The organism is Flagellimonas maritima, assembly GCF_003269425.1.
In the GTDB taxonomy this organism is placed as follows: domain Bacteria; phylum Bacteroidota; class Bacteroidia; order Flavobacteriales; family Flavobacteriaceae; genus Flagellimonas; species Flagellimonas maritima.
In genome coordinates this window covers 1-23,824 of the sequence record NZ_CP030104.1, presented here as the reverse complement: position 1 = coordinate 23,824, position 23,824 = coordinate 1, and the positions used below count along the sequence as shown (strand labels likewise).

Here is a 23,824-nt window from a genome sequence, read left to right as displayed (position 1 = left end):
AGTAGGATGTTTTAATTTTTTTTTATCACTCGGCTAACCTTTTTGACTCCATTTAATATAGTATGTGATGGCATTAAAAGCTTAGGGAAATGACATACACTATATACCTTCAATCTCTTGGTGAAATTTCATAATCTCTAATTATAAAATGTATTGATGATTCGATCAGATTATTGGCTAATTAGTTTTATCATTTTTAATACCATTTTTAAGGTTATAATTGGACTGACAGTCAAGAAGTCCTAAGTTAAATTCACCATACAACGTATATTTGCACCACAATTAGAAAACATGCCACAAAAACCATCCATACCCAAGGGAACAAGGGATTTTTCTCCAACAGAAGTCGCCAAGCGTACTTATATCATGGAAACCATAAAAAAACATTTTGAGGTTTTTGGATTTCAGCCAATAGAGACCCCATCTTTTGAAAATTCGGAAACCCTGATGGGGAAATATGGAGAAGAAGGTGATCGTTTGATTTTTAAGATTTTGAATTCAGGGGATTTTATTTCCAAAGTTGATGATGTTACCTACAGTTCAAAAAAATCATCCTCCCTAATACCCAAAATCTCCGAAAAAGCACTCCGCTACGATCTTACAGTACCTTTTGCACGCTATGTTGTCATGCACCAAAATGAAATCGATTTCCCCTTTAAGCGTTATCAGATCCAACCCGTTTGGAGAGCGGATAGACCCCAAAAAGGACGTTTTCGCGAATTTTATCAATGCGATGCCGATATAGTAGGTTCGGACTCTTTACTACAGGAAACGGAATTGGTACAATTATACGATGCTATTTTTTCGGATTTAAAGCTTGTTGGCACGACCATTAAAATCAATAATCGAAAAGTATTATCTGGTATTGCAGAGGTAATTGGTGCAAAACATTTATTGATTGACTTTACGGTTGCTTTGGATAAATTGGATAAAATAGGGGAGGACGGCGTTAAGAGGGAAATGTTGTCCAAGGGGGTTTCAGAAAATTCAATTGAAAGAGCATCTCCGTTATTTACCATGTCTGGCTCCAGCGAAACACAATTGGAGCAGTTAAAATCATTACTTTCCAAATCAGAAATAGGAATGAGCGGTGTTGCCGAATTGGAGCACATTGTAAAACATGTAGAAGACCTCGGCTTACAAACGGCCAAATTACAGTTAGATGTTACTTTAGCACGTGGACTGAACTATTATACAGGAGCTATTTTTGAAGTCAGCGCTCCTAAAGGTGTTGACATGGGTTCCATAGGTGGTGGTGGACGATACGATAATCTAACGGGTATTTTTGGTTTAAAGGATGTTAGTGGTGTAGGCATTTCTTTTGGTCTGGACCGTATATATCTGGTAATGGAAGAATTGGAGCTATTTCCTGATGAGATATCAGTTTCTTTAGACGTACTTTGCTTGAATTTTGGAGAAGCTGAGGGCAAAGCAGCTCTCAAGTTGGTATCCCAACTGCGAAGCTTGGGAATCAGAGCAGATTTGTACCCCTCTTCAGCCAAAGTCCAGAAACAATTTAAATATGCTGACCGCAGGGGTGTACCCTATGTGATTTTATTGGGGGATAAAGAACTGTCCGAAGGTCAATTTGTGGTTAAAAATATGTCGAGCGGAAAACAAACCACCTACGTTTTGCAAAATCCCGAAGCTTTTGTTCAGGATTTAAAGTCTTGACGCTATTTCTTGGATTACTTTTTCATAGCGACCATTGCTATTGGGCACCAAGTCTGGATAATTTTGATTAATCCATTCTTTAAAATGATTTAAAGCGAACCATTTTAAATCCTCTACTTCGGAAATTTGTTTTTGTAATTTTGTCTTGGCGTCTAATTGACATAGATAGGTGTGGTTGAATTCTCGGTCCAAAAACGTTTGTGAATGTTTGTGTTCCGTTTTGAAGACTCCGATTTTTATCAGTTCCGATGGAGCAATTTCAACACCTATTTCCTCATACACCTCTCGAACTGCAGCATTTTCAAGAGATTCTCCAGCGCCAACATGTCCGGCTACGGAGATATCCCATTTTAACGGAAAGGATTTTTTGGAACTGCCTCTACGCTGCAATAAAACTAGTCCATCTTTAGTATAACACCAAACATGAACAGTTGGGTGGTAGAACCCCTTTTCATGCACTTTGGATTTTAAACAAGATTCCCCGGTAAGCCTCCCTTTTTCATCTAGAACGTCCACTAGTTCATCCATAATTTTGTACACTTAACTTGTCATATCGAGCGCAGTCGAGATATATTTACTGACTGGAATTGAAGTATTAGTACTTCATGGCAAAAATATGGGCGATATTCCAAAAGATAGAAACGTTTTAATCAAAATAACTAAAACTCTCCCCCTCTTTAATGTTCAACAATGTTTCATAAATCAATTGAATAACATTTTCAACATCATCTTTATGAACCATTTCCACCGTAGTATGCATGTAACGTAACGGTAAGGAAATCAATGCCGAAGCCACACCTCCATTGCTATAAGCAAACGCATCCGTATCAGTTCCTGTAGCACGTGACGCAGCCAAACGTTGAAAAGGGATTTTTTTGGCTTCCGCAGTTTCTATGATGCGTTCCCTAAGTTTATTCTGTACGGCAGGGGCATAGGAAATTACGGGTCCTGAACCCATAGCGGTTTCACCCTCTTTTTTCTTTTCGATCATGGGGGTAGTCGTGTCGTGGCAAACATCTGTTATAATGGCTACATTGGGCTTTATGGTCTGGGTAATCATTTCTGCGCCACGTAGTCCTATTTCTTCCTGTACAGAATTGGTTATATATAATCCAAACGGTAACGTCTTCTTATTTTCATGCAATAACCGAGCAACTTCGGCTATCATAAAACCGCCAGCTCTGTTATCAATGGCACGACAAACAAATTTATCTTTATTCAACACTTGAAATTCGTCGGGATAAGTTATAACGCAACCTACGTGTACCCCCATTTTTTTGACTTCGTCTTTGTCTTTAGCGCCTATATCTATGAAAATATTGTCAAGCTTGGGCGGTTCTTCTTTGCTTCTATTTCTCGTATGGATGGCGGGCCAACCAAAAACACCTTTAACAATCCCATTTTTAGTATGGATGTTCACCCACTTGGAAGGTGCAATTTGATGGTCGCTACCTCCATTACGGATTACATATAAAAGTCCATTGTCCGTTATATAGTTGACATACCAAGAGATTTCGTCGGAATGCCCTTCAATAACGACTTTGTATTTGGCATCAGGGTTGATGACTCCTACTGCAGTTCCGTAAGTATCCGTAATAAAATCATCAACATAGGGCTTTAAATAGTCCATCCAAATTTTTTGCCCTTCCCATTCATAACCCGTAGGAGAAGCATTGTTTAAATACTTTTCAAAGAATTTAAGAGACTTGGATGTTAGGATTTTTGAAGCTGCCATTTATATATTTTAGTCCACAAACATAATGATATTCACTTTTATTTAATAGACAAATACTAGGTTTATCCTTAATTTTGGCAAGACTTTTGTAAAATACTTTGAATGTTTCGTTATAACATTGTTATATTTTTTTCGATGGTCTTTGCCCTAGGTTTTTCCCAAGAGGTTGAAAAAGATTCGGTTGCGGATTATTATGTTAGGTTCGAAGGGGATTCGATTTTACATAGTTCCATTGAATTGGATGAAGTTTATTTATTTGGTAGACTGGAATTTGCAAGTAGGAAAGAAAAACTTCGATATTACATTCTTAGGCGCAAGACCTTAAAAGTCTATCCATATGCAAAAATGGCTGCGGAACGATTGGTAGAGTTGAATGACAGTTTGGCAAAAATAAAAAAGAAAAGACACCGAAAAAAATATACAAAAGAGGTACAAAAATACATTGAAGGAGAGTTTTCTGCCAAATTGAAGAAATTGACCCGTACCGAAGGACAAATCTTGATTAAATTGATTTATCGCCAGACGGGTAAAACTGCTTTCAACTTAGTGAAGGAATTGCGTAGCGGTTGGCGTGCATTTTGGTACAATACTACAGCAAAAGCCTTTAAAATCAGTATAAAAGAAGAATTTCATCCAGAGCGCATTCATGAAGATTATCTTATTGAAGATATTTTACAACGCGCATTCGCATCTGAAAAACTGGAGCGACAAGAATCTGTTCTTGATTATGATTATGCTGAATTGAGCAATAAATGGAAGAATCGTCCAGATAAGAGCAACTAGCCTTTGGGTTTCTTTCCAAAAAGTGCGTCCATAAAAACTTTAATGGTATAAAAGCCTAAACCAATTGCGGTCATTGCCAGTAACAGACCAATGACCAAAACGGGAATATAGGCGGGGTGATCTACATTTTTAAAAGCTTGTGAGATAACAAAGGGTGCCAAAAACATAAATGCGACCGTATAGCCTATAAATTTTAAACCTTTGACCAAAAGTTCTTTGTTCGTGTGCATGAACGCTAAAATAAGAATAATGGTTTATATTTAATTCTTCCTGCCAAAAAGATATTATGGAACTACTTATATTAGGTTTGGTTATATGCTTTATCATTCTTGCTACGGTAAGGTTTAAGATGCATCCCATATTTTCTTTGACCGTTGCTGCAATCACTACCGGGTTTTTGTTGGGGCTTTCGCCAAAAGAGATTATGCTCACCATTGGTGATGGATTTGGAAAAACACTTTCCAGCATCGCCTTGGTTATTGCTTTTGGAACAGTTATCGGTATATATTTGGAAAAAACGGGCAGTACCAAAGTATTGGCCAATTATGTATTGAAACTTGTAGGATTGAAAAGGTCCCCACTGGCAATGAACTTGGCAGGGTACATTATCTCCATCCCTGTTTTTTGCGACTCCGGGTTTATAATCTTATCGTCATTGAACAAGGCCATGAGCAAGAAAACGGGTATTCCCGTTTTGGTTTTCGCCATATCGTTGGCAACGGGATTGTACGCGGCGCATGTATTTGTTCCCCCAACGCCTGGACCTTTGGCGGCAGCGGCAATTTTAGAAGCTGATTTGGGAATGGTATTGATTTTTGGATTGTTGGTGTCAATCCCAGTATCATTAACGGGATATTTCTGGGCCAGGTTTATTGGTAAATCCTTAAGGCAAGAACTTATAGAAAATAAAGTGCAAACTATAGTTAAAGGGGACGAAGAGGAAGATTACGGTATTAAACCCATTCAGGCATTTTTGCCACTATTGGCCCCGATTGTCTTGATTGCCATGAAATCAATCGCTAATTACCCCTCCAATCCTTTGGGGCAAGGCTATGCTTTTAAAATATTTGATTTTTTGGGAAATCCAATCATTGCTTTGCTAGTGGGCGTACTGTTCGCTTTTTTACTCGGCAGAAAAGTATCCTCCAAGAAAAAGGAAAGTTGGGTAGGGGAGGCTTTTAAACAAGCTGGGGCCATAGTTTTGATAACGGGCGCAGGTGGTGCTTTTGGGGCTATTTTAAGAACGATAGACATTGCCTCTTTTGTTCAACTTGAATCGAGTTCGGGAATTGGAGGTCTATTAATTGCATTTACCATCGCGATGGTTCTTAAAACTGCACAAGGTTCTTCTACAGTGGCGATTATAACAACTTCGGCAATTATAGCCCCCTTGTTGGAAACTTTTGGTTTAACAGTGATTATTGATAAGGCATTTGCCGTCCTCGCCATTGGTGCAGGGGCAATGACAGTGTCCCATATCAACGACAGCTATTTTTGGGTGGTGTCGCAGTTTTCGGACATGAATGTTAAAACAGCTTTGAAAGGGCATACATTAGGGACATTTTTTCAGGGAGTTGTAGGACTTTTAATGATTCTAGTGCTATACCAGATATTTTGAAGAAAAGTTATCTGATGGGTCACATAAAATTTATCAGCCTGAACTTGTTTCGGATTTTCATGATAAACGTTCAAATACCATAATAATTGGATTCCAAAATAAATTCGGAATGGCATAAGAGTTTGATTATAAAAAAAATAATCGTCAAAATTTAAAATTATAGGTCACGGCGGGAATGATTCCGAATATAGAAGTCCGTAATGCTTCATTTCTTCCGCTGTCCTCATTTTCCCTGAAGTTTATGGAAGCTGCATTCATACGATTGTAAGCATTGTAAATACTGAATACCCATTCAGATTTTAATCTCCTACCTCTATTTTTTTTTGGTGTTAGCGTAGCAGAAATATCCAATCTATGATACGCGGGAAGTCTTTCTACGTTTCGTTCTCCAAAAAATGGAATCGTGATACCCTGGAATTCAAATTGACCAAGAGGATAATTTGTCGGCTGGCCTGTTTGAAAAACAAAATTTGCATTGAAGTTCCATTTCTCGTTCAAATCAAAACTGCCAAACACGGATATATCATGGGTTTTATCATATGGGGTATTGTACCAATTTCCAGAATTGATTCCCGTTTCCAAAGGGGATATGCCATTGTCGGCAGTTGGTGTTCTGCCAGGGGTCCGTTGTTCGGATTTTGATAGGGTATAGGCCAACCAACCTTTTAGGCGGCCCTCGTTTTTTCGGAGCAATAATTCCAAACCGTAAGCCCTTGCTTCACCATTCAAAATAACCTGTTCAATGGCATCATTGGCAATGAGGTTGGCTCCATCTATGTAATCGATTCTATTATCAATATGTTTATAGAACACCTCGGTCTCCAATGAGAATTCGCCATCTTTTATGTTCTTAAAATAACCCAAGGCATACTGATCCAATAGTTGTGGTTCCACAAACGGACCACTGGGCGTCCAAACATCCAAGGGAGTAGGAGAGTTGGTATTGGATAAGAGGTGTAAATATTGGGCAAGGCGGGTATAACTGGCCTTAACCGAACTTTTTCCGTTAAAATTATAGGATAAAGATACCCTCGGTTCTAGATTGGTGAAGGTATCCAAAGTATTGCTCCTGCCAGAATTTATAGTGTCTATGGGCGTTCCTTCTCTATATATAGAAATGGAAGGGTCAAAAACAACGGCATTGTCATTTTCATAAACAAAGAACTCGTCCTGCCCCAGCCGGTTAAAATGACTTACTCTCAGTCCATAGTTAAGACTTAATCTTTCTGTAACATTATGTTGAACATCTACATAGGCTGCAGCTTCGTTTGCGTATTTTTTGGTGAGTTGGCCCTCTACTATTCCAGAGTCTTCCCTATTGGGCTTAATCTCACCAGGATTGAACACATAGTAAATATTGTTCAAGCCATAGTTAACCTGAAACTTATCGTTGATGTAATGCTTTAAGTCATACTTTAAATTGAAATTCTGGATTCCCGAATCCCATTCAAATCCAACAAAATCCAATTCAAGACCGTAATAATAATCGGAATAGATAATGGATAGATTTGAAAATAGTTTATTGGAAAACAAATGATTCCATCTTAAGTTTCCAACGGCATTACCATACGTATTCACAAAACTTTCGTTAATACTAAAAAGGTCCCTTCCAAAGTAACCTGAAAGGAAAATACTGTTCCGATCGTTTATTTTATGGTTTATTTTGGTATTTAAATCGTAGAAATATGCCTTATTATCAATGTCAAAGAGCGGAAGGAAAAGGTGTGCGTATGAAGCTCTGCCCCCAGCCAAAAAAGCTGTCCTGTCCTTGATTATAGGCCCTTCTATCAATAATCTACTGGCAACAGCGCCTATCCCTCCATTGACCTTTACTTCCTTGCTGTTTCCTTCTTTTTGAAATATTTCCAGTACTGATGAAACCCGTCCACCGTATCTTGCAGGAATTCCTCCCTTGAACAGTTTTACATCTTTAATTGCATCTGGATTGAAAACTGAAAAGAAACCGAAAAGGTGGGAGGAATTGAACACTATGGCCTCATCCAACAATATTAGATTCTGGTCAGCAGCACCGCCCCTTACGTTAAACCCTGATGAGGCTTCGCCTGCATTGGATACGCCAGGAAGCAACAACAACGACTTTATAACATCCGCCTCGCCCAATACTACCGGTATCTGTTTAATGGTCTGCACGGCCAAAGTATTGACGCTCATTTGAGGTTTTTTGATGTCCAACCGTTCAGGATTTTCTGTTACAACAACCTCTTCCAGTTGTTCTGCTTCCTCAAAAAGTTCAAAATCCCTTTTGATATTTAAATTTAGGTCGATGGTCTCCCTGATTTCCTCAAAACCCAAATAACTTACTATAATATCATATTCACCTTTGGGCAATGTAATGGAATAGAAGCCATACTCATTGGTGGTTACGCCTGTTTTCAGGCTAGGGAAGGCTATAGTGACACCAATCAGTGTCTCATTACTGCTAGCCTCTGAAATTGTACCGCTCAAGGTGAACCTTTCTTGTGCTTGCAGCGACATTAAACTGACAACAGATAGTACAATGAATAGAAGGCGTCTTAGTGATATTATATTTTTTTTCATAGTATTGAATGAAATAAGTCGATAGGAAAAATGCTCTGGTAGGATTTCATTCAACGGTCAGTAATTCTGTATCAAATTCACTTAGGGCAAAATATCCAAAAGGGAAATTATCTGGGGTGGTCGTATTTATAATATTACCTCTAACTGTAGCTGGTGGTGTTGCAAAGGGGCCGCCCCCGTTCTCCCCGGATTGATCCAGCGCAAGATCAATATAGGTTCCAAATTCTTTGTCGATGCCTAAAATAGTAATCGTGAGCAAGTCACCTGGTTCAACATCTTCGTAGAAATATGAAAATGTAATATTGCTATCTTCAAAAAATTCATCTTCCACTACCAGAAAATTATCAAAACCAAATGAAAACAGATAGAAGTTGAGTTCGTTCGGTAAGTCGGTAAAGGCTATGATTACCTCGGTTTCTTCCTCTTCATCAAACAAAAAACCATCACCTTGTTCTACGCTATTGATGGGAGGCGAGTTGTTCAATTGTTGCGTTGCGGTATAGGTATCACCTCCATAATTCACTACTAAAGTATAGTCTCTATTGAACTCCAGTTCTGGAAAACCATCAATAAAAACACCGGCATCACTTTCTTCCAAAGGAAATGTTTGTCCTGATTCTTCATCAATAATTTCTACGGTTGCATTTTCGGCGGGAGGTATTTCTTCTTGAAGGAATGGTGCACTCAGCGTAAGTTTTACTTGTCCAATAGTAATAGGATCGCCATCATTTTGATTGAAACCAATTATTGCGTCTATGACCAATTTTGGTTCTGATGAGGGTAAATCCAGGTCGATTGTTTCCTCACAGCCAATGAACAGAAAGAGGGAGAGGAGAATACGTAAGCCGTTTTTCAAAATTTAGTATTAAGGTATTGAAGTCTAAAATAGACAATGATTGAAATAAAAGAGACGGTTTAACAGTTTCTTAATCCTAAAACCTAGGATTGGCCAATCTTATCCAAGATTTTATTGAATGTTTCACTCGGTCGCATTGCTTTGGATGCCAAATCTGGATTTGGTAAATAATATCCGCCAATATCCATGGGAGCTCCTTGTGCATCTATTAATTCATTGGTGATTTTAGTTTCGTTTACAGCAAGCAGATTATAAGCTTTGGTAAAAATAGTTTTGAGCTCTTTATTTTCGTTTTGTTTTGCCAATTGTTCTGCCCAATATAAAGACAAGTAAAAGTGACTGCCACGTGTATCGAGTTCATTTACTTTCCTTGATGGAGACTTGTTGTTGTCCAAGAACTTTTCAGTTGCTTTATCCAACGCTTCAGCCAGCACCAATGCTTTTTTATTTTGGAACTTTTCTCCGTAATGTTCCAATGAAACCCCTAGCGCTAAAAACTCGCCAAGTGAATCCCAACGTAGATGTCCTTCTTCTAGAAACTGTTCTACATGTTTTGGTGCAGATCCACCTGCTCCAGTTTCAAAAAGGCCACCGCCATTCATTAAGGGAACGATGGACAGCATTTTGGCACTTGTACCTACTTCCAAAATAGGGAACAAATCGGTAAGGTAGTCACGCAAAACATTCCCAGATACAGAAATTGTATCCTTACCGTCCTTAATGCGTTTTAAAGTGAACTTAGTGGCATCAATAGGGGATAGGATACGAATATCCAATCCTTCTGTATCATGCTGTTTCAAGTATTTATTGACTTTTGTAATCAGTTCGGCATCATGTGCCCTTTCACTGTCCAGCCAAAACACAGCTGGAGTATTTGTTGCCCGTGCCCTGGCAACTGCCAATTTTACCCAATCTTGGATAGGTGCATCCTTTACTTGGCACATTCTCCAAATATCACCTTGTTCAACTTTATGCTCAAGCAAAATTTTATCGCTGTTCATGCTCACAACGAGTACTTTACCTGATTCTTGAATTTCAAATGTTTTATCATGCGACCCGTATTCCTCGGCTTTTTGGGCCATAAGGCCAACATTGGGAACAGTACCCATGGTAGTGGGATCAAATGCACCGTTTTCCTTACAAAAATCAATGGTCGCTTGATAAATCCCTGCGTAGCTACTATCGGGTATAATAGCTTTGGTATCTTTTAATTCTCCATTCTTGTCCCACATTTTTCCAGAGTTCCGTATCATTGCGGGCATGGATGCATCGATGATGATATCACTGGGAACGTGAAGGTTGGTGATTCCCTTGTCTGAATTTACCATGGCCAGATCTGGGCCATTTTCAATGTCTTGCGCTATGGCATTTTCAATTTCAGCACGTTTTTTTTCAGGCAATTTGTGTAATTTCCCGTATATACTTTCTAGCCCATTATTGGCATCGATACCCAAATCTTCAAAAGCTTCGCCATACTTTTCGAAAACATCCGAAAAATAGGTCTTTAGGGCATATCCAAAAATGATGGGATCGGAAACCTTCATCATTGTTGCTTTAAAATGAAGCGAAAGCAACAGGTCATTAGCTTTGGCACTATTGATTTCCTGCGTAAAAAAATCGACCAATGCTTCTTTGCTCATTACAGTAGCATCGATGACTTCATTTTTTTGAAGTGATACTTTTTCTTTGAGTATTGTCTTGTTGCCATGGGAATCTATATGCTCTATACAAATGTCATCTGCACTTTTCATGGTCAACGACTTTTCATTGCTCTTAAAGTCGCCTTTGGACATGGTGGCTACATGGGTTTTGGACTCTGGCGACCATTCCCCCATGGTATGTGGATTCTTTTTGGCATAATTTTTTATGGCCTTTGGTGCTCTTCTATCTGAGTTTCCTTCGCGGAGAACTGGGTTTACGGCACTTCCCTTTATTTTATTGTATCTTGCTTTTACTGTCCTTTCGTTCTCGGTATTCGGCTCGTCAGGATAGTCCGGTACATCATAACCTTTTTCCTGAAGTTCTTCGATTGCTTCTTTCAATTGGGGTACGGAAGCACTTATATTTGGTAGCTTAATAATGTTTGCTTCAGGATTTTTGACTAAATCTCCCAATTTGGACAAATCATCCGGTATTTGCTGATCATCATTCAAAAATTCTGGAAATACAGCGGCTATTCTACTTGCAAGTGAAATATTCTTGGTTTCTATACTAATATCTGCAGTATCAGTAAATGCTTTTATTATGGGTAAAAAAGATAATGTTGCCAAGGCTGGCGCTTCGTCAGTTTTTGTGTAAAAAATCTTAGCCATTCAGGTTTTTATTTGAGCGGAGCAAATATACAATTTATGGTCGTGGCGATTTCACTAAAAAGTGTGATTTTACGGGGTGTCGGAAAAAACAAAAGCCATATCTATGTGTAAACATTGATATGGCTTTCTGAAAAGAGCTAAAAGATTTTACTCTACGTTACCGTAAAGTTGCAACCATTGATCGCATCCGTTGCTCTTTTGACGTTTACTTTATAGCATACATTTAATCATTCAACTAAACAGTATCTTATAAAGTGTATTGATATTTTTCTGGTCTTTATCAAGACAGAAAATTGCTCTTCCATCCGCACATAAAAACTATTATCTCTATTTATGGTTAGCCTAAACTATCCAGAATTAGAAATTCCTTTTGTGATTAGTAGTGTTACCAATTAAAAAGGGAAAAAATCAATTTTTAAAGAACGTCAACTTTAAAACAGAATTAAGATTTCGACAGAATCAACTCCTTAACTCTTGTGCTAATCTAAAACAAAATATTAGAAGTGCAAATTTTGCAATAGATTAGTAATCAACAATATATAAACTTGTGTTATTAACAATTGTTCATAAAAAAAGCACCCTTTATGGGTGCTCTTGTATTCTTGTAATTGTGAGATGATTACTTTCTTATTTCTTTGATACGTGCTTTTTTACCAGTAAGTTTTCTAAAGTAGAAAATTCTTGATCTACGCACTTTACCTATTTTGTTTACCTCAACTCTTTGGAGCGCAGGCATATTTACAGGAAAAATACGTTCTACACCTACAGTACCGGACATCTTTCTTATGGTGAATGTTTCAGTAGCTCCTGTTCCCCTTCGCTGGATTACAACTCCTTTAAAAAACTGGGTTCGTGTTTTCTCACCTTCCTTAATTTCATAATAAACGGTAATTGTATCACCTGATGAAAATTTTGGAAATTCTTTTTTTGGAACAAATTCGTCTTCAACAAATTTTATCAATGATTCCATGTTATATTTTTTATTATTTAACAAGACCAACTTTCACGTATTTCGTCAGAGGTTGATTTTGAGATTGCAAAAATAGTGCATTATTTATAATTGACAAGATGTTTTTTTAAATCTTATCCCTATGCTTTTAATTGCTGGAATACTTAATTGCATGGATAAGAAGTCCTGCTGCAAATAGAATATAGGGAATTGGTCCAACTACGGCTATAATCTGGCTCCAAGTTAAGATCAAGTCGGTCCCGTAACTACCAGCGATAAAATTTCCCGCATAACTTGCAATCATAAATAATAGTGAAAGAATGCTGGCCACTAGCATTATAATGGTTCCAATATTTTTTTGTTTGATAACCAAAACAATACAGCCAATTATTAAGGCCAGTTGTCCAAGAGCACTTAATATGCCACCAAAGGCATAGTATAAAGTATGTGAATCTTCCATATCAATTTAGTAAATCAGGTCTTTTTTTTGTAGTTCTTTCCAGTGCTTTATCTTCACGCCATTTTTCAATACTGGGAAAATTACCGCTCAATAAAATTTCAGGAACTTTTATTCCTTTATAATTGGAAGGTCTTGTATATACCGGTGGTGCGAGTAAATTATCCTGAAATGTATCCGTTAAGGCGGAGGTTTCATCGTTTAGTACACCTGGAAGAAGCCGTATAAGTGAGTCACAAAAAACTGCTGCCGCCAGTTCTCCCCCTGACAAAACGTAATCTCCAATCGATATTTCCTTGGTAATGAACAAATCACGAACCCTTTGATCTACACCTTTATAGTGTCCACATAAAATAATGATATTCTTTTTTAGCGAAATCTCGTTGGAAATACCTTGATTCAAAGTTTCGCCATCCGGGGTCATATAAATTACCTCATCATACTCCCGCTGCGCCTTTAATTTAGAGATGCATTTATCAATTGGTTCAATCATCAATACCATTCCTGCTCCACCACCAAATTGGTAATCGTCCACTTGTTTGTAGTTTCCTATGGAATAGTCCCTAAGATTATGTAGATGAATTTCGACCAATTTTTTATCGATAGCCCTTTTTAAAATTGAAGCTTCAAAAGGGCTCTTTAACAACTCGGGTAAAACTGTAATGATATCTATACGCATGGGCAGTTTTAAGATTGGACAAAAATAAGGCTATCCCCCAGTATTTTTCCAAAAATAGTGAAGGTATGCTTCATCCTTTTCCCATCCAAGTTGCTCGTATAATTTTTGTGCTGGATTATCCAAAGCAGTTTCCAATTCCAATCCTTTATAATCCAGTTCTTTGCAATGCAATTTTGCATACTCAAGGAGTGCTCTTCCAACACCACGGTTTCTAAATTCAGGAGTGACGAACAGATCATTCAATATTAAGAATGGTTCTAAGCTTACTGAGGAAAAGGTTTTAAAAAGTTGGGTAAATCCAACTGGTTTATCATTATACAGTGCCAAAAAGATGGTAGATTCTTTTTTTGATAATCGCGTTTTAAGAAAAGAACGGGCAGCATCTAAATTAGAATGTTGCCCATAGAATACACGATAATTGTTAAAAAGCGGGACCAAATGTTCCAAATCCGATAGGATAGCATTTTTGATTTTCATTGTTGTGTTTCCTATTTTAAAAGTAATTCCAAGTTAAGTAAGAACATGTATGGCATAAATCCAAAAACTCCCTTGAATGGGAGTTTTTGGATGCTATTTCTTCTGTTTGTTCAGTTCGTCTTGAAGTTGACGGCTTATTCTCTGTTCCCGTTCCAGTGCTCGTCTCCTATGGTCTTCATATTCTTTTTCAACATCGGCCAACGCGGTTTTTGCTTGGTGCGTCAAAGAATTGCTATTCCTGAATCTATATATGAAAAACAAAAGAAACAGAAGCAGTATAAAAATTATGGACCACAATATAAGGTTGTAAGTGCCTTTGCTTATCAATGCTCCAAAGAAGGATATACTATCTTTCTCTTTTGTAATGTTCTGGAGATTCTCCGTAGTTTCTTCAAGTTTGGCATTGAGATCTTTTATAGTAGCTTCATTATTGGCTATTGTTGCGGATAAATCCTTAATTGATTTACTTGCTGTATTGATTGAATCAAAAATACTTTCTTTGATTTTATTCAAGTCTACCAATTTAATCACCTCATATCGAATTCCGTTCGCCCTATAGTTACCGGATTTTTTTTCCAGTTGTTGAAACTGCCCAACAAGTGTATTGTCCGAACTGGACGGTTCGTCTTGTTCTTGAGCCGATAGCGAAAAAATGGAGATCAATAAAATAATTGTAAATGAGGTCTGTAAACGTTTCATGCTAATTGTTGCGTATTAATTTAGATTGAGGGAAAAACGAAATTACACCAATAAACCAAAAATCAAAAGAAAATCAAACTTACCGATTAAAAAAAATTGAATTAATAATACGTGTAGCGTCTTACTTTAGCAATGTATTTAGCAAGCCTTATTACTTGGTGGGTATAACCATACTCATTATCGTACCATATATAGAGCACTAAATTCTTGCCATCAGCAGAAATTAAGGTGGCTTTACTGTCATATATTGAAGGGGCAGAGGTACCTACAATGTCTGATGAAACAAGCTCATTGCTCAATGAATATTTTATTTGCTCGACCAAATCCCCTTCAAGAGCATATTTCTTAAGGATGGTATTCAAACTTTCTTTCGAGGTCTTGTTCTTCACCTCAAGATTTAAGATTGCCAAAGAGCCATTGGGAACAGGAACACGTATAGCATTAGAGGTCAACTTTCCATTAAGCGAGGGTATCGCTTTTGTAACCGCTGCGCCCGCACCTGTTTCTGTAATGACCATGTTTAGTGCTGCTGCACGACCTCTACGATATTTTCCGTGCATATTATCGACTAAATTTTGGTCGTTTGTATAAGCGTGAATGGTTTCTATATGTCCTTTTTTTATTCCCAAGGAATCTTCAACAACTTTTAGGATGGGGGTAATGGCGTTCGTAGTACACGATGCTGCAGAAAATATTTTGGTTTTATCAGGGTCAAATTCAGCGTGGTTTACCCCATGGACTATATTGGGAACTTCCTTGCCAGGTGCCGTAAGAAGAACTCTGCTTGCTCCTTTAGCTTCCAGATGTCTGGAAAGTGCAGCTTTATCTCTAAAAACACCGGTATTATCAATTATTAGGGCATTATAGATTCCGTATTTGGTATAATCAATCGCCTCTGGTTTCTCAGCATTTATAAATCGTACGGTTGTACCATTGATAATGAGCGCATTGTTTTTAACATCTACATCTACTGTTCCCATAAATTGACCGTGTACCGAATCTGTTTTGAGGAGGGCAGCTCTTTTTTCCAACACGCTTTCATTTAGTTCGCCCCTAACAACAATAGCTCTCAACCTGAGCTGACTTCCTCTACCTGTTTTGGCCATTAGTTCTCTTGCAACCAATCTCCCAATCCGACCAAAACCGTACAAAACAACATCCTTTGGCTTTATTTCTTTGGATGTCTTTGCATCTTTTAGCTTCTCAACTACAAAGGACTTTACATTTAAGTGGTTGTTGTCATCGGAATGGTACTCATAAGTGAGTTTTCCAATGTCCAATTTGGCAGGTGGAAGGTTTAGGTCATTAATTGCACGAAGAATCTCGACTGAATCAAAAATTGATATTGGCTTTTGAACAAACTCTCCTGCATATTCGTGCAGATTGATAATATCACTTACGTTTTTATCGATAACCTGATTTTTAAAAAGCACAACTTCTGTTGCCTTGTCATACCATAGATCACTTATGATTTTGATAAACTCCGTAGTTGCCTTTCTTCTATCTGATTGGAATGCAAGCTCCTTTTCGTAAGATTTAATGTCGCTCATTTATTTTGGTTGAAATTATTTGATTTGAATTTTTGGCAAAATTAGATATTTCAATCGTTTTCGTAAAACAAACTTCAAATAAAAATAGCACCCATTTTATGGGTGCTATTTTTTAATAAAATCAAAATATATTATTGTAGTATAAGGCGTTCTTTCTCACCTTTTTCATTTATCATGGTGAAACTGGTTCTGCCATATCTCGAAATTTCGCCAAAGTGCTTTTTGGCATCATCAATATTCGTGATTTCCTTATCATCTACCTCGGTAATAACCTTATTTTTAAGATCGTACCTACTGTAACCCTCTGGAACATCGGTAATTTTAACGCCCTTGCTTACTCCAAAGGTCTTTTTATCTTCTTTGGTGAGATTCTTGACCATAAAACCGGTCATCGGCAAAATAATTGTTTGCTGTTTCTTGAGTGTTACCCTCTTGGAAAGTCTCTCATCATCTCTTTCCACTACAACTTCCACAACATCGCCCGGTCTTTTTGAAGATAGGTATCCCGTAAGTTCAGAAAACTTTTTGATATGGATATTATCTACCTGTTTTATAATATCCCCGGCTTCTAAACCAGCTTCTTCAGCGCCGGAGTCTTCCGAAACTTGTGAAATATAGACCCCCTCAATTTCATTCAGTCCTAATTCAATAGCTTCTTTAGAGCGTGCGTTAGCAGCAGAAATACCTAGTAATCCGCGTTGTACATTACCAAATTCCATAATATCCTCAACAACTTTTTTTGCAATATTGCTTGGCACTGCAAAAGAGTATCCAACATAAGAACCCGTTTGTGAGGTTATTGCGGTATTGATTCCTATAAGGTCACCATTAGTATTGACCAGTGCACCACCACTGTTACCAGGATTTACGGCAGCATCCGTTTGGATAAAAGATTGATTCCTTCCCAAGGATCTTGCTTTCGCACTTACGATGCCCGCAGTAACTGTTGATGTTAGGCTAAACGGATTCCCTACGGCTAAAACCCATTCACCGACTTTCGCATTATCAGAATCCCCAAAAGCCAAATAGGGGAGTGTACCCTCGACATCGATTTTTAAAAGAGCAATATCAGAATCAGGATCAGCACCAATAACTTCTGCGTCATAGGATTTATTGTTGTTCAATGTAATTTCCAACTGGCTTGCCGTTGCTATTACATGATTATTGGTAACAATGTAGCCATCTGGGGAGATGATTACTCCTGAACCTGTTCCAACCTGCGGTATTTGGTTACGTTCAGAACCATAGAAGAAATCGGCTAGGCTATTGGTTCCTTTGCTCATGGTTACATTTTTAACGTGCACAACAGCATTGACCGTTTTTTCAGCAGCTATGGTAAAATCGACTTCATTGATTCCAGCGCCCTTTGCAGATGCAGCTAACCCACTAGTGCTTAAAAAAGGCACTTCTTGGTTTTCAGCGACCCATTTATATGAATCTTTTTCAAAAAATAATTTATAAGCTCCCAAAGTAATTGCTCCTGCAAATACTGATACTATAAGTAAATTGGCAATTTTTTTCATAATTCTATAAAAATTTAACTTTTAGATGTAACAAAATTAGATGAAATCATTTTTTGGCTTCGTCGGTTTAACTCGTTTTTAACTACAAAAAAAACCTTAAAGAATCCGCTATATTTGTTTCTTTGCAACCAATGATGGTACTACAGTTTTTCAAATATCAAGGTACGGGAAACGATTTTGTAATTCTTGACAATCGCCAAGAATCCTTTCCCAAAAACAATACCAAATTAATTGCCAAGCTATGTGATAGAAGATTCGGCATAGGCGGTGATGGGCTTATCTTATTGGAAAATGACAATATGTCGGATTTTAAGATGGTATATTTTAATGCAGACGGAGCTGAAAGCAGTATGTGCGGTAATGGAGGTCGTTGTATGGTAGCATTTTCCAAATATTTGGGAATAATCAAACATGAAACAACGTTTATGGCAATCGATGGATTGCACAAAGCTACAATTAAAGGAGACATTGTTACTTTGAAGATGGGGGATGTAAAGGAAGTGAAGAAAAAAGCCATGTATAGTTTTTTAGATACAGGTTCACCGCACCATGTACAATTGGTCAATAATCTCAATAAATTTGATGTACAGAAAGAAGGTGCAAAATTACGATATGGACTTTATGGAAAATCTGGCAGTAATATAAATTTTGTTGAACAGTTGGACGACAATTCTTTTGAAGTCAGGACTTATGAAAGAGGTGTTGAAGACGAAACCCTCTCCTGTGGGACCGGCGTAACTGCGGTAGCTATAGCGATGCATAATAATGGGAAAACAACTTCTGATCTAATCAAAATAAATACACTAGGGGGCAATCTGGAAATCAATTTTGAAAAAAAAGACGATTCCTATATAAATATTTTCTTGAAAGGCCCTGCTAAACAGGTATATAAAGGTGAAATTGTATGCTGAATCTTAAAGGTAAACATATCAGCTTAAGAGCCTTGGAGCCAAATGACTTGGATTTTCTTTATCAATTGGAAAACGATACTTCCATTTGGGAGATAAGCGGAACCTTGAAACCTTACTCAAAAAAAGTACTTCGTTTATATTTGGAAAATGCGCACAGGGACATTTATGACGTAAAACAATTACGCTTGTGTATCTGTAACGAGAAAGATAAGTGTATTGGTCTAGTGGATTTATTTGACTTTGACCCTAAAAATAGAAGAGCTGGCATCGGTGTCGTGATTTCCAATGCAGCAGACCAAAATAAGGGAACAGGGACAGAAGTGGTTTCGCTACTTTGTGAATATGCCTTTTCAATTTTGGATGTACACCAATTATATGCGAATATACTAGAAGGGAATAGTGCAAGTATCCACTTGTTCAAAAAGCTTGGTTTTGAAAGAATAGGGGTGAAAAAGGAATGGATTAGAACCAAAAATGGTTTTAAAGACGAAATTATGTACCAAAAGATTAATTCTTATGAATCTTAAAAAAGTACTTTGGGCAACTGCTATTTTAGGGCTTTTGATCTGTGGTTTTATGGCATACAAGATCTATAGTGCCATTTTTAGTCCCAATACCCAGTTTGCCAATGAAGTAGCTTTCGTTTTTATACCATCGGATGCTAATTTTGCTGAAGTGAAGGAAAGCCTGAAACCTTTGGTAAAAGATTTATCAACGTTTGAAGCGGTAGCTGAAAAAAAGGGTTACACTTCTAATGTTAAAGGTGGTAAATATGCTGTAAAAAAGGGGATGAACAACAACGAAATTATCAATTCCCTACGCAGTAACAATATTCCTGTCAGAGTCTCTTTCAATAATCAAGAATCCTTACAAGCATTGGCAGGCAGAATCTCAGATCAAATTGAACCGGATAGCCTTTCACTTATACAAGCATTTAATGCAGCGGATTTTTTAAAGGAATCAAATTTTAACGAAGACACAAAATTAGGGATGTACCTTCCCAATACCTATGAATTCTTTTGGAATACAAATGCAGTGGAATTTCGTGATAGAATGTACAAGGAATATCAAAAATTCTGGACCAAAAGTCGTTTAGCAAAAGCAAAAAAACTGAATCTCTCACCATCTCAGGTTATATCATTGGCTGCAATAGTACAAAAGGAAACTGTAAAGACAGATGAAAGACCAAGAGTTGCGGGAGTCTATTTGAATCGCATACAAAAAGGAATACTATTACAAGCAGATCCAACGGTTATTTACGCCATCAAAAAAGAGACCGGCAATTACGATACCATTATTAAGCGTGTTCTCTATAGGGATTTGGAGATGGATTCACCATACAATACCTATAAATATAGTGGCGTTCCCCCAGGCCCGATTGCCATGCCCGATATTTCTTCAATCGATGCCGTACTTGACCCTGAAAAGCACGATTATTTGTTTTTTGTGGCCGATGTATCCAATTTTGGTTATCATAAATTTGCCAAAACCCTGGCGCAACACAACCGAAATAAAGTGCAGTATATCCGTTGGTTAGATTCCAACAAAGTGAATAGATAATGCGTTTTGTCGTTAATTTTCAGTGGTTTAACGGATTTTGGCACTCATTTAAGAAAATCTTATGAAGATCATGCTTTAAATAAGAAACTCTGCCTTTATCTTTGCCGCCCTAATTTAGTTGCACTGTTTTTTGTGCATCAGAACGCTAAATATGAAAGTTATGAAAAGATGGATGAGTTTTATTTTGCATCTTGCCATGATTGTAATTTTGACAAGTTTTGGTTCGTATACAGTAACGAAAAAATCGGATGGGAAAGTACCCGATTCGTTAAAGGTCAAAACCAATATGGAGACAGTAGTGCTTCAAGATGCTATTATAGATTCTGAAGACGTAACTATTGAACCTCCCTTTCTGGGAAATGAATTCAATGGTTTCAAAGAGGCATTGGCATTTAAGGAATCCCAAGGAAGATATTCCGCAATAAACACTTTAGGATATCTTGGAAAGTATCAATTTGGATTAAGCACTCTAAGTTTAATGGGAGTTTATGATGCCAATAGTTTTTTAAACGACCCAGTTCTCCAAGAAAAAACTTTTGAGACGAATATTGCCCGTAATAAATGGATATTGCGAAGGGATATCAAGCGTTTTAACGGAAAGCGAATCAGGGGAATTGAAATTACAGAATCAGGTATATTGGCCTCGGCCCATTTGGCTGGCGCAGGAAATGTAAAAAAGTTTTTGCGAACTTATGGAAAATATGATGTAGCAGATGCATATGGGAGCAATATCTCCTATTATATGCGGAAGTTTGCTGGATATGATATTTCCAACATTGAACAAAAAAGAAACGCGAAAGTTTAAGAAACCACTTTTAAATACAATGAGAAAGCCAAGAATTCAGTTCTGGGTTTTTTATGCTTGGATAATAAATATAGTAGGCCTTTTATTTAAATCTACAGGTATTTCGCTCCACTCATGGACAATTTTGGTCTTAATGTATTCCGTTGGTAGTGTAATATCGCAAGCAATACACAATCTGGTTCCTTTTTGAAGCACTCGGGTCAACTCTTTTAAAAGCTTATCGTTTCGGTATGGGGTTTCCATAAATATCTGCGATTGTCCTTTTTCTCTCGAAATTTTTTCAAGATTTTTTATAGTTGCCCTGCGTTCGGAAGTGTCTATGGGCAAGTAGCCATTAAATGCAAAATTTTGTCCGTTCATACCGCTGGACATCATGGCCATAAGAATAGAGGATGGCCCTACAAGTGGAACCACCTGTATTCTTTTTTCATGGGCGACCTTAATAACTTCTGCTCCGGGATCAGCTATGCCAGGGCAACCAGCTTCAGATAGTAGACCTATATCAAAACCGCTAATGCATGGTTCAAGAAAAGAAGGGATTGTGGCTGGATCGGTAAATTTGTTCAAGGATTCTATATGAAGGCTTGGTTGTGCTTTGCCAGGACTCACTTTTTTAATAAAATGTCTGGCGGTTTTTTCGTTTTCAACGATGTAGTAATCCGTGTTTTCGATTGTCCTTTTAATGGAAATTGGTAATACTTCAAGGGGAGCACTGTCCCCAAGAGTAGTTGGGATCAAATAGACTTTACCGGCCACTAAGCTTGGTTTTACTTCTTCCATGGCTTCATTTTATCTTTTTTGCAATTGCTTCACAGGCAAGGTCGATCATTTGATATACATTTTCAAAACCATCTGAACCGCCGTAATATGGGTCGGGTACCTCATTGTAGGGTAAATCTAACTCATCTAGTAGCAGTTTTACCTTTTTTTCTTCATTTTCATGGGTTGCCAAACTTAAAACGTCTACCAAATTACTTTTATCCATAACGTAGATATGATCAAAAGCATCAAAGTCATTTTTGGAAAATTTCCTGCATTTTTGTGAAGCAATGTCAAGGCCATGTTCTCGTGCAACAGCAATAGATCTTTTATCCGGCGGGTTTCCTATATGGTATCCTGCGGTACCTGCTGAATCCACAAAAATTCTGTCGTCATTTATTTTTGATTTTAAAATGCCTTCGGCCAAGGGCGATCTGCATATATTTCCTAAGCAAACCATCAAAACCTTGGTTTTCATCAAATTAAACTGTAGTTAAGAGAATTTTTTGTTCAGGTCCTCTATATATTTTCTGAACTGTTTATCGGTCTCTGCAAGGTTATCTACCGTCTTACAGGCGTGCAGTACGGTAGCATGATCCCTTTTTCCAATTTGGGAACCAATACTGGCCAAGGAAGCTTTTGTGAATTTTTTGGCAAAAAACATGGCCAATTGCCTTGCCTGGACTATATGGCGCTTTCTGGTTTTTGACTGAAGGGTAGCTACATCCATTTCAAAATAATCGGAGACTACTTTTTGAATATAGTCGATAGAAACTTCCCTTTTAGTATTTTTCACAAATTTTTCTACCACCTGTTGGGCAAGTTCCAAAGTTACTTCACGCTTATTAAAAGAGGATTGGGCAATCAATGAGATGATAGCACCTTCCAGTTCCCTGATGTTGGTTTTTATGTTTTTGGCAACGTGGTCTATGATTTCGTCAGGCATCTCCACACCATCGCGGTACAGCTTGTTCTTTAAGATGGAAATCCTGGTTTCAAAGTCAGGACTTTGCAATTCGGCTGAAAGACCCCATTTAAAACGTGACAACAACCTTTGTTCAATGTCTTGCATATCCACTGGAGCCTTGTCAGAGGTCAATATGACTTGCTTTCCATTTTGATGCAAATGATTGAAAATATGAAAGAATACATCTTGGGTACCGGACTTGCCAGATAAAAACTGCACATCATCAATAATGAGTACATCTATCAACTGGTAAAAATGGATAAAATCGTTTCTAGTATTCTTTTTTACAGATTCAATATACTGTTGTGTGAATTTTTCCGCAGAGATATAGAGAACAGTTTTTTCTGGGTATTTGTCTTTTATTTCGACACCTATGGCATGTGCCAAGTGCGTTTTTCCTAAACCAACGCCTCCAAAAACCAATAATGGATTGAAAGAAGTGCCGCCAGGTTTATTGGCAACCGCCATGCCTGCGGACCTTGCCAAACGATTGGAGTCACCTTCAAGAAAATTTTCGAAATTGTAATTTGGGTTGAGTTGTGATTCTATTTTAATATTCCGAATCCCAGGAATCACGAAGGGATTTTTCAGTTCGGGACTTTTTGAGGTAATCGGGACATCAAGTTCCTGAGGTCCAACAGCTGTTCTATTGGAGCTTGGAATTTGCTCTGTAAACGGCTCTTTGTTTCCGTACTTATTTTCCATTTTTATGATGTAAATAAGTTTTGCATTATTTCCCAGTTCTTTGGTAAGGGCAACTTTCAACAGTTTAACATAATGTTCTTCAAGCCACTCGTAAAAAAATTTACTGGGCACTTGTATGCTAAGAGCTTTGTCTGTTAACTTGATAGGCTTTATAGGTTCAAACCAAGTCTTGAATGCCTGCGGTTGGATATTATCCTTGATAAAAGCCAAACAGTTGTTCCACACGGAATTAGCAGTAACACTCAT

Annotated in this window: 23 protein-coding genes; 7 read left to right on the top strand and 16 right to left on the bottom strand. The window is 37.7% G+C overall.

Features of this window, described 5'->3' with window-relative positions; translation table 11 throughout:
• Nucleotides 1–291 precede the first annotated feature (291 nt).
• Nucleotides 292–1,674 carry a histidine--tRNA ligase gene (gene hisS, locus HME9304_RS00115; RefSeq protein ID WP_112376653.1) on the top strand — a complete coding sequence of 461 codons (1,383 nt, stop codon included), beginning with the start codon at nucleotides 292–294 and terminating at the stop codon, nucleotides 1,672–1,674.
• Here hisS and HME9304_RS00110 read toward each other — a convergent pair.
• Nucleotides 1,663–2,202, bottom strand: a complete 540-nt coding sequence (locus tag HME9304_RS00110) for an NUDIX hydrolase (protein WP_112376652.1) — start codon at nucleotides 2,200–2,202, stop codon at nucleotides 1,663–1,665. The genes hisS and HME9304_RS00110 overlap by 12 nt on opposite strands.
• A gap of 118 nt (nucleotides 2,203–2,320) precedes the next feature.
• The gene (locus HME9304_RS00105) at nucleotides 2,321–3,409 is read right to left on the bottom strand and encodes a M42 family metallopeptidase (protein WP_112376651.1); all 1,089 of its coding nucleotides are present in this window, start codon (nucleotides 3,407–3,409) and stop codon (nucleotides 2,321–2,323) included.
• 102 nt (nucleotides 3,410–3,511) lie between these two features.
• Here HME9304_RS00105 and HME9304_RS00100 point away from each other — a divergent pair, with 102 nt between their 5' ends.
• Nucleotides 3,512–4,192 carry a DUF4294 domain-containing protein gene (locus tag HME9304_RS00100; protein ID WP_112376650.1) on the top strand — a complete coding sequence of 227 codons (681 nt, stop codon included), beginning with the start codon at nucleotides 3,512–3,514 and terminating at the stop codon, nucleotides 4,190–4,192.
• On the opposite strand, the gene HME9304_RS00095 is transcribed toward HME9304_RS00100, so the two are convergent.
• Nucleotides 4,189–4,422 (bottom strand): DUF6095 family protein, encoded by a 234-nt coding sequence (locus HME9304_RS00095; RefSeq protein WP_112376649.1) that lies wholly within the window; start codon nucleotides 4,420–4,422, stop codon nucleotides 4,189–4,191. The genes HME9304_RS00100 and HME9304_RS00095 overlap by 4 nt on opposite strands.
• A gap of 56 nt (nucleotides 4,423–4,478) precedes the next feature.
• Here HME9304_RS00095 and HME9304_RS00090 point away from each other — a divergent pair, with 56 nt between their 5' ends.
• Nucleotides 4,479–5,810 (top strand): GntP family permease, encoded by a 1,332-nt coding sequence (locus HME9304_RS00090; protein ID WP_112376648.1) that lies wholly within the window; start codon nucleotides 4,479–4,481, stop codon nucleotides 5,808–5,810.
• 144 nt (nucleotides 5,811–5,954) lie between these two features.
• Here the strand turns inward: HME9304_RS00090 and HME9304_RS00085 are convergent, their stop codons facing one another.
• The 10 genes from HME9304_RS00085 to HME9304_RS00040 all read right to left on the bottom strand — a co-directional run bounded on the left by HME9304_RS00085 (nucleotide 5,955) and on the right by HME9304_RS00040 (nucleotide 17,871).
• Complete coding sequence (locus tag HME9304_RS00085; RefSeq protein ID WP_112379676.1) at nucleotides 5,955–8,369, bottom strand: TonB-dependent receptor; 2,415 nt, start codon at nucleotides 8,367–8,369, stop codon at nucleotides 5,955–5,957.
• A 46-nt stretch (nucleotides 8,370–8,415) separates the two neighbouring features.
• Nucleotides 8,416–9,225, bottom strand: coding sequence for a DUF4249 family protein (locus HME9304_RS00080; RefSeq protein ID WP_164674691.1), 810 nt, complete (start codon nucleotides 9,223–9,225; stop codon nucleotides 8,416–8,418).
• Nucleotides 9,226–9,308: 83 nt separating this feature from the next.
• Entirely contained in the window at nucleotides 9,309–11,537 is a 2,229-nt protein-coding gene (locus HME9304_RS00075; protein ID WP_112376646.1) for an NADP-dependent isocitrate dehydrogenase, read from the bottom strand.
• A gap of 619 nt (nucleotides 11,538–12,156) precedes the next feature.
• Nucleotides 12,157–12,507, bottom strand: coding sequence for a 50S ribosomal protein L19 (rplS, locus tag HME9304_RS00070; RefSeq protein ID WP_112376645.1), 351 nt, complete (start codon nucleotides 12,505–12,507; stop codon nucleotides 12,157–12,159).
• A 127-nt stretch (nucleotides 12,508–12,634) separates the two neighbouring features.
• Nucleotides 12,635–12,946, bottom strand: coding sequence for a hypothetical protein (locus tag HME9304_RS00065; RefSeq protein WP_112376644.1), 312 nt, complete (start codon nucleotides 12,944–12,946; stop codon nucleotides 12,635–12,637).
• 1 nt (nucleotide 12,947) lies between these two features.
• The gene (gene trmD, locus HME9304_RS00060; RefSeq protein ID WP_112376643.1) at nucleotides 12,948–13,622 is read right to left on the bottom strand and encodes a tRNA (guanosine(37)-N1)-methyltransferase TrmD; all 675 of its coding nucleotides are present in this window, start codon (nucleotides 13,620–13,622) and stop codon (nucleotides 12,948–12,950) included.
• 30 nt (nucleotides 13,623–13,652) lie between these two features.
• The gene (locus HME9304_RS00055; protein WP_112376642.1) at nucleotides 13,653–14,099 is read right to left on the bottom strand and encodes a GNAT family N-acetyltransferase; all 447 of its coding nucleotides are present in this window, start codon (nucleotides 14,097–14,099) and stop codon (nucleotides 13,653–13,655) included.
• A 93-nt stretch (nucleotides 14,100–14,192) separates the two neighbouring features.
• A complete protein-coding gene (locus tag HME9304_RS00050) occupies nucleotides 14,193–14,798 on the bottom strand; it encodes a tRNA (guanine-N1)-methyltransferase (protein ID WP_112376641.1) in 606 nt (201 codons plus the stop codon).
• 101 nt (nucleotides 14,799–14,899) lie between these two features.
• Complete coding sequence (locus tag HME9304_RS00045) at nucleotides 14,900–16,348, bottom strand: glyceraldehyde-3-phosphate dehydrogenase (RefSeq protein ID WP_112376640.1); 1,449 nt, start codon at nucleotides 16,346–16,348, stop codon at nucleotides 14,900–14,902.
• A 131-nt stretch (nucleotides 16,349–16,479) separates the two neighbouring features.
• On the bottom strand, nucleotides 16,480–17,871 hold the full coding sequence (locus HME9304_RS00040; RefSeq protein WP_112376639.1) for a trypsin-like peptidase domain-containing protein: 1,392 nt from the start codon (nucleotides 17,869–17,871) through the stop codon (nucleotides 16,480–16,482).
• A gap of 134 nt (nucleotides 17,872–18,005) precedes the next feature.
• On the opposite strand from HME9304_RS00040, the gene dapF reads away from it, so the two are divergent.
• The 4 genes from dapF (at nucleotide 18,006) to HME9304_RS00020 (ending at nucleotide 21,147) form a co-directional block, all read left to right on the top strand.
• Nucleotides 18,006–18,782 carry a diaminopimelate epimerase gene (dapF, locus tag HME9304_RS00035; protein WP_112379675.1) on the top strand — a complete coding sequence of 259 codons (777 nt, stop codon included), beginning with the start codon at nucleotides 18,006–18,008 and terminating at the stop codon, nucleotides 18,780–18,782.
• Nucleotides 18,776–19,309: a GNAT family N-acetyltransferase gene (locus tag HME9304_RS00030; protein WP_112376638.1), complete on the top strand. Its 534-nt coding sequence runs from the start codon at nucleotides 18,776–18,778 to the stop codon at nucleotides 19,307–19,309. Before dapF ends, HME9304_RS00030 begins: the two co-directional genes overlap by 7 nt.
• Nucleotides 19,299–20,342 (top strand): endolytic transglycosylase MltG, encoded by a 1,044-nt coding sequence (gene mltG / locus HME9304_RS00025; RefSeq protein ID WP_112376637.1) that lies wholly within the window; start codon nucleotides 19,299–19,301, stop codon nucleotides 20,340–20,342. Before HME9304_RS00030 ends, mltG begins: the two co-directional genes overlap by 11 nt.
• Before the next feature lie 160 nt (nucleotides 20,343–20,502).
• A complete protein-coding gene (locus HME9304_RS00020; RefSeq protein WP_112379674.1) occupies nucleotides 20,503–21,147 on the top strand; it encodes a hypothetical protein in 645 nt (214 codons plus the stop codon).
• A 51-nt stretch (nucleotides 21,148–21,198) separates the two neighbouring features.
• Here HME9304_RS00020 and HME9304_RS00015 read toward each other — a convergent pair whose 3' ends face one another.
• The 3 genes from HME9304_RS00015 to dnaA are packed head-to-tail and all read right to left on the bottom strand — an operon-like array spanning nucleotide 21,199 to nucleotide 23,824.
• A complete protein-coding gene (locus HME9304_RS00015; protein ID WP_112376636.1) occupies nucleotides 21,199–21,927 on the bottom strand; it encodes an SAM-dependent methyltransferase in 729 nt (242 codons plus the stop codon).
• 4 nt (nucleotides 21,928–21,931) lie between these two features.
• A complete protein-coding gene (locus tag HME9304_RS00010; protein WP_112376635.1) occupies nucleotides 21,932–22,384 on the bottom strand; it encodes a low molecular weight protein-tyrosine-phosphatase in 453 nt (150 codons plus the stop codon).
• Between the two features lie 15 nt (nucleotides 22,385–22,399).
• Nucleotides 22,400–23,824 carry a chromosomal replication initiator protein DnaA gene (gene dnaA, locus HME9304_RS00005; protein ID WP_112376634.1) on the bottom strand — a complete coding sequence of 475 codons (1,425 nt, stop codon included), beginning with the start codon at nucleotides 23,822–23,824 and terminating at the stop codon, nucleotides 22,400–22,402.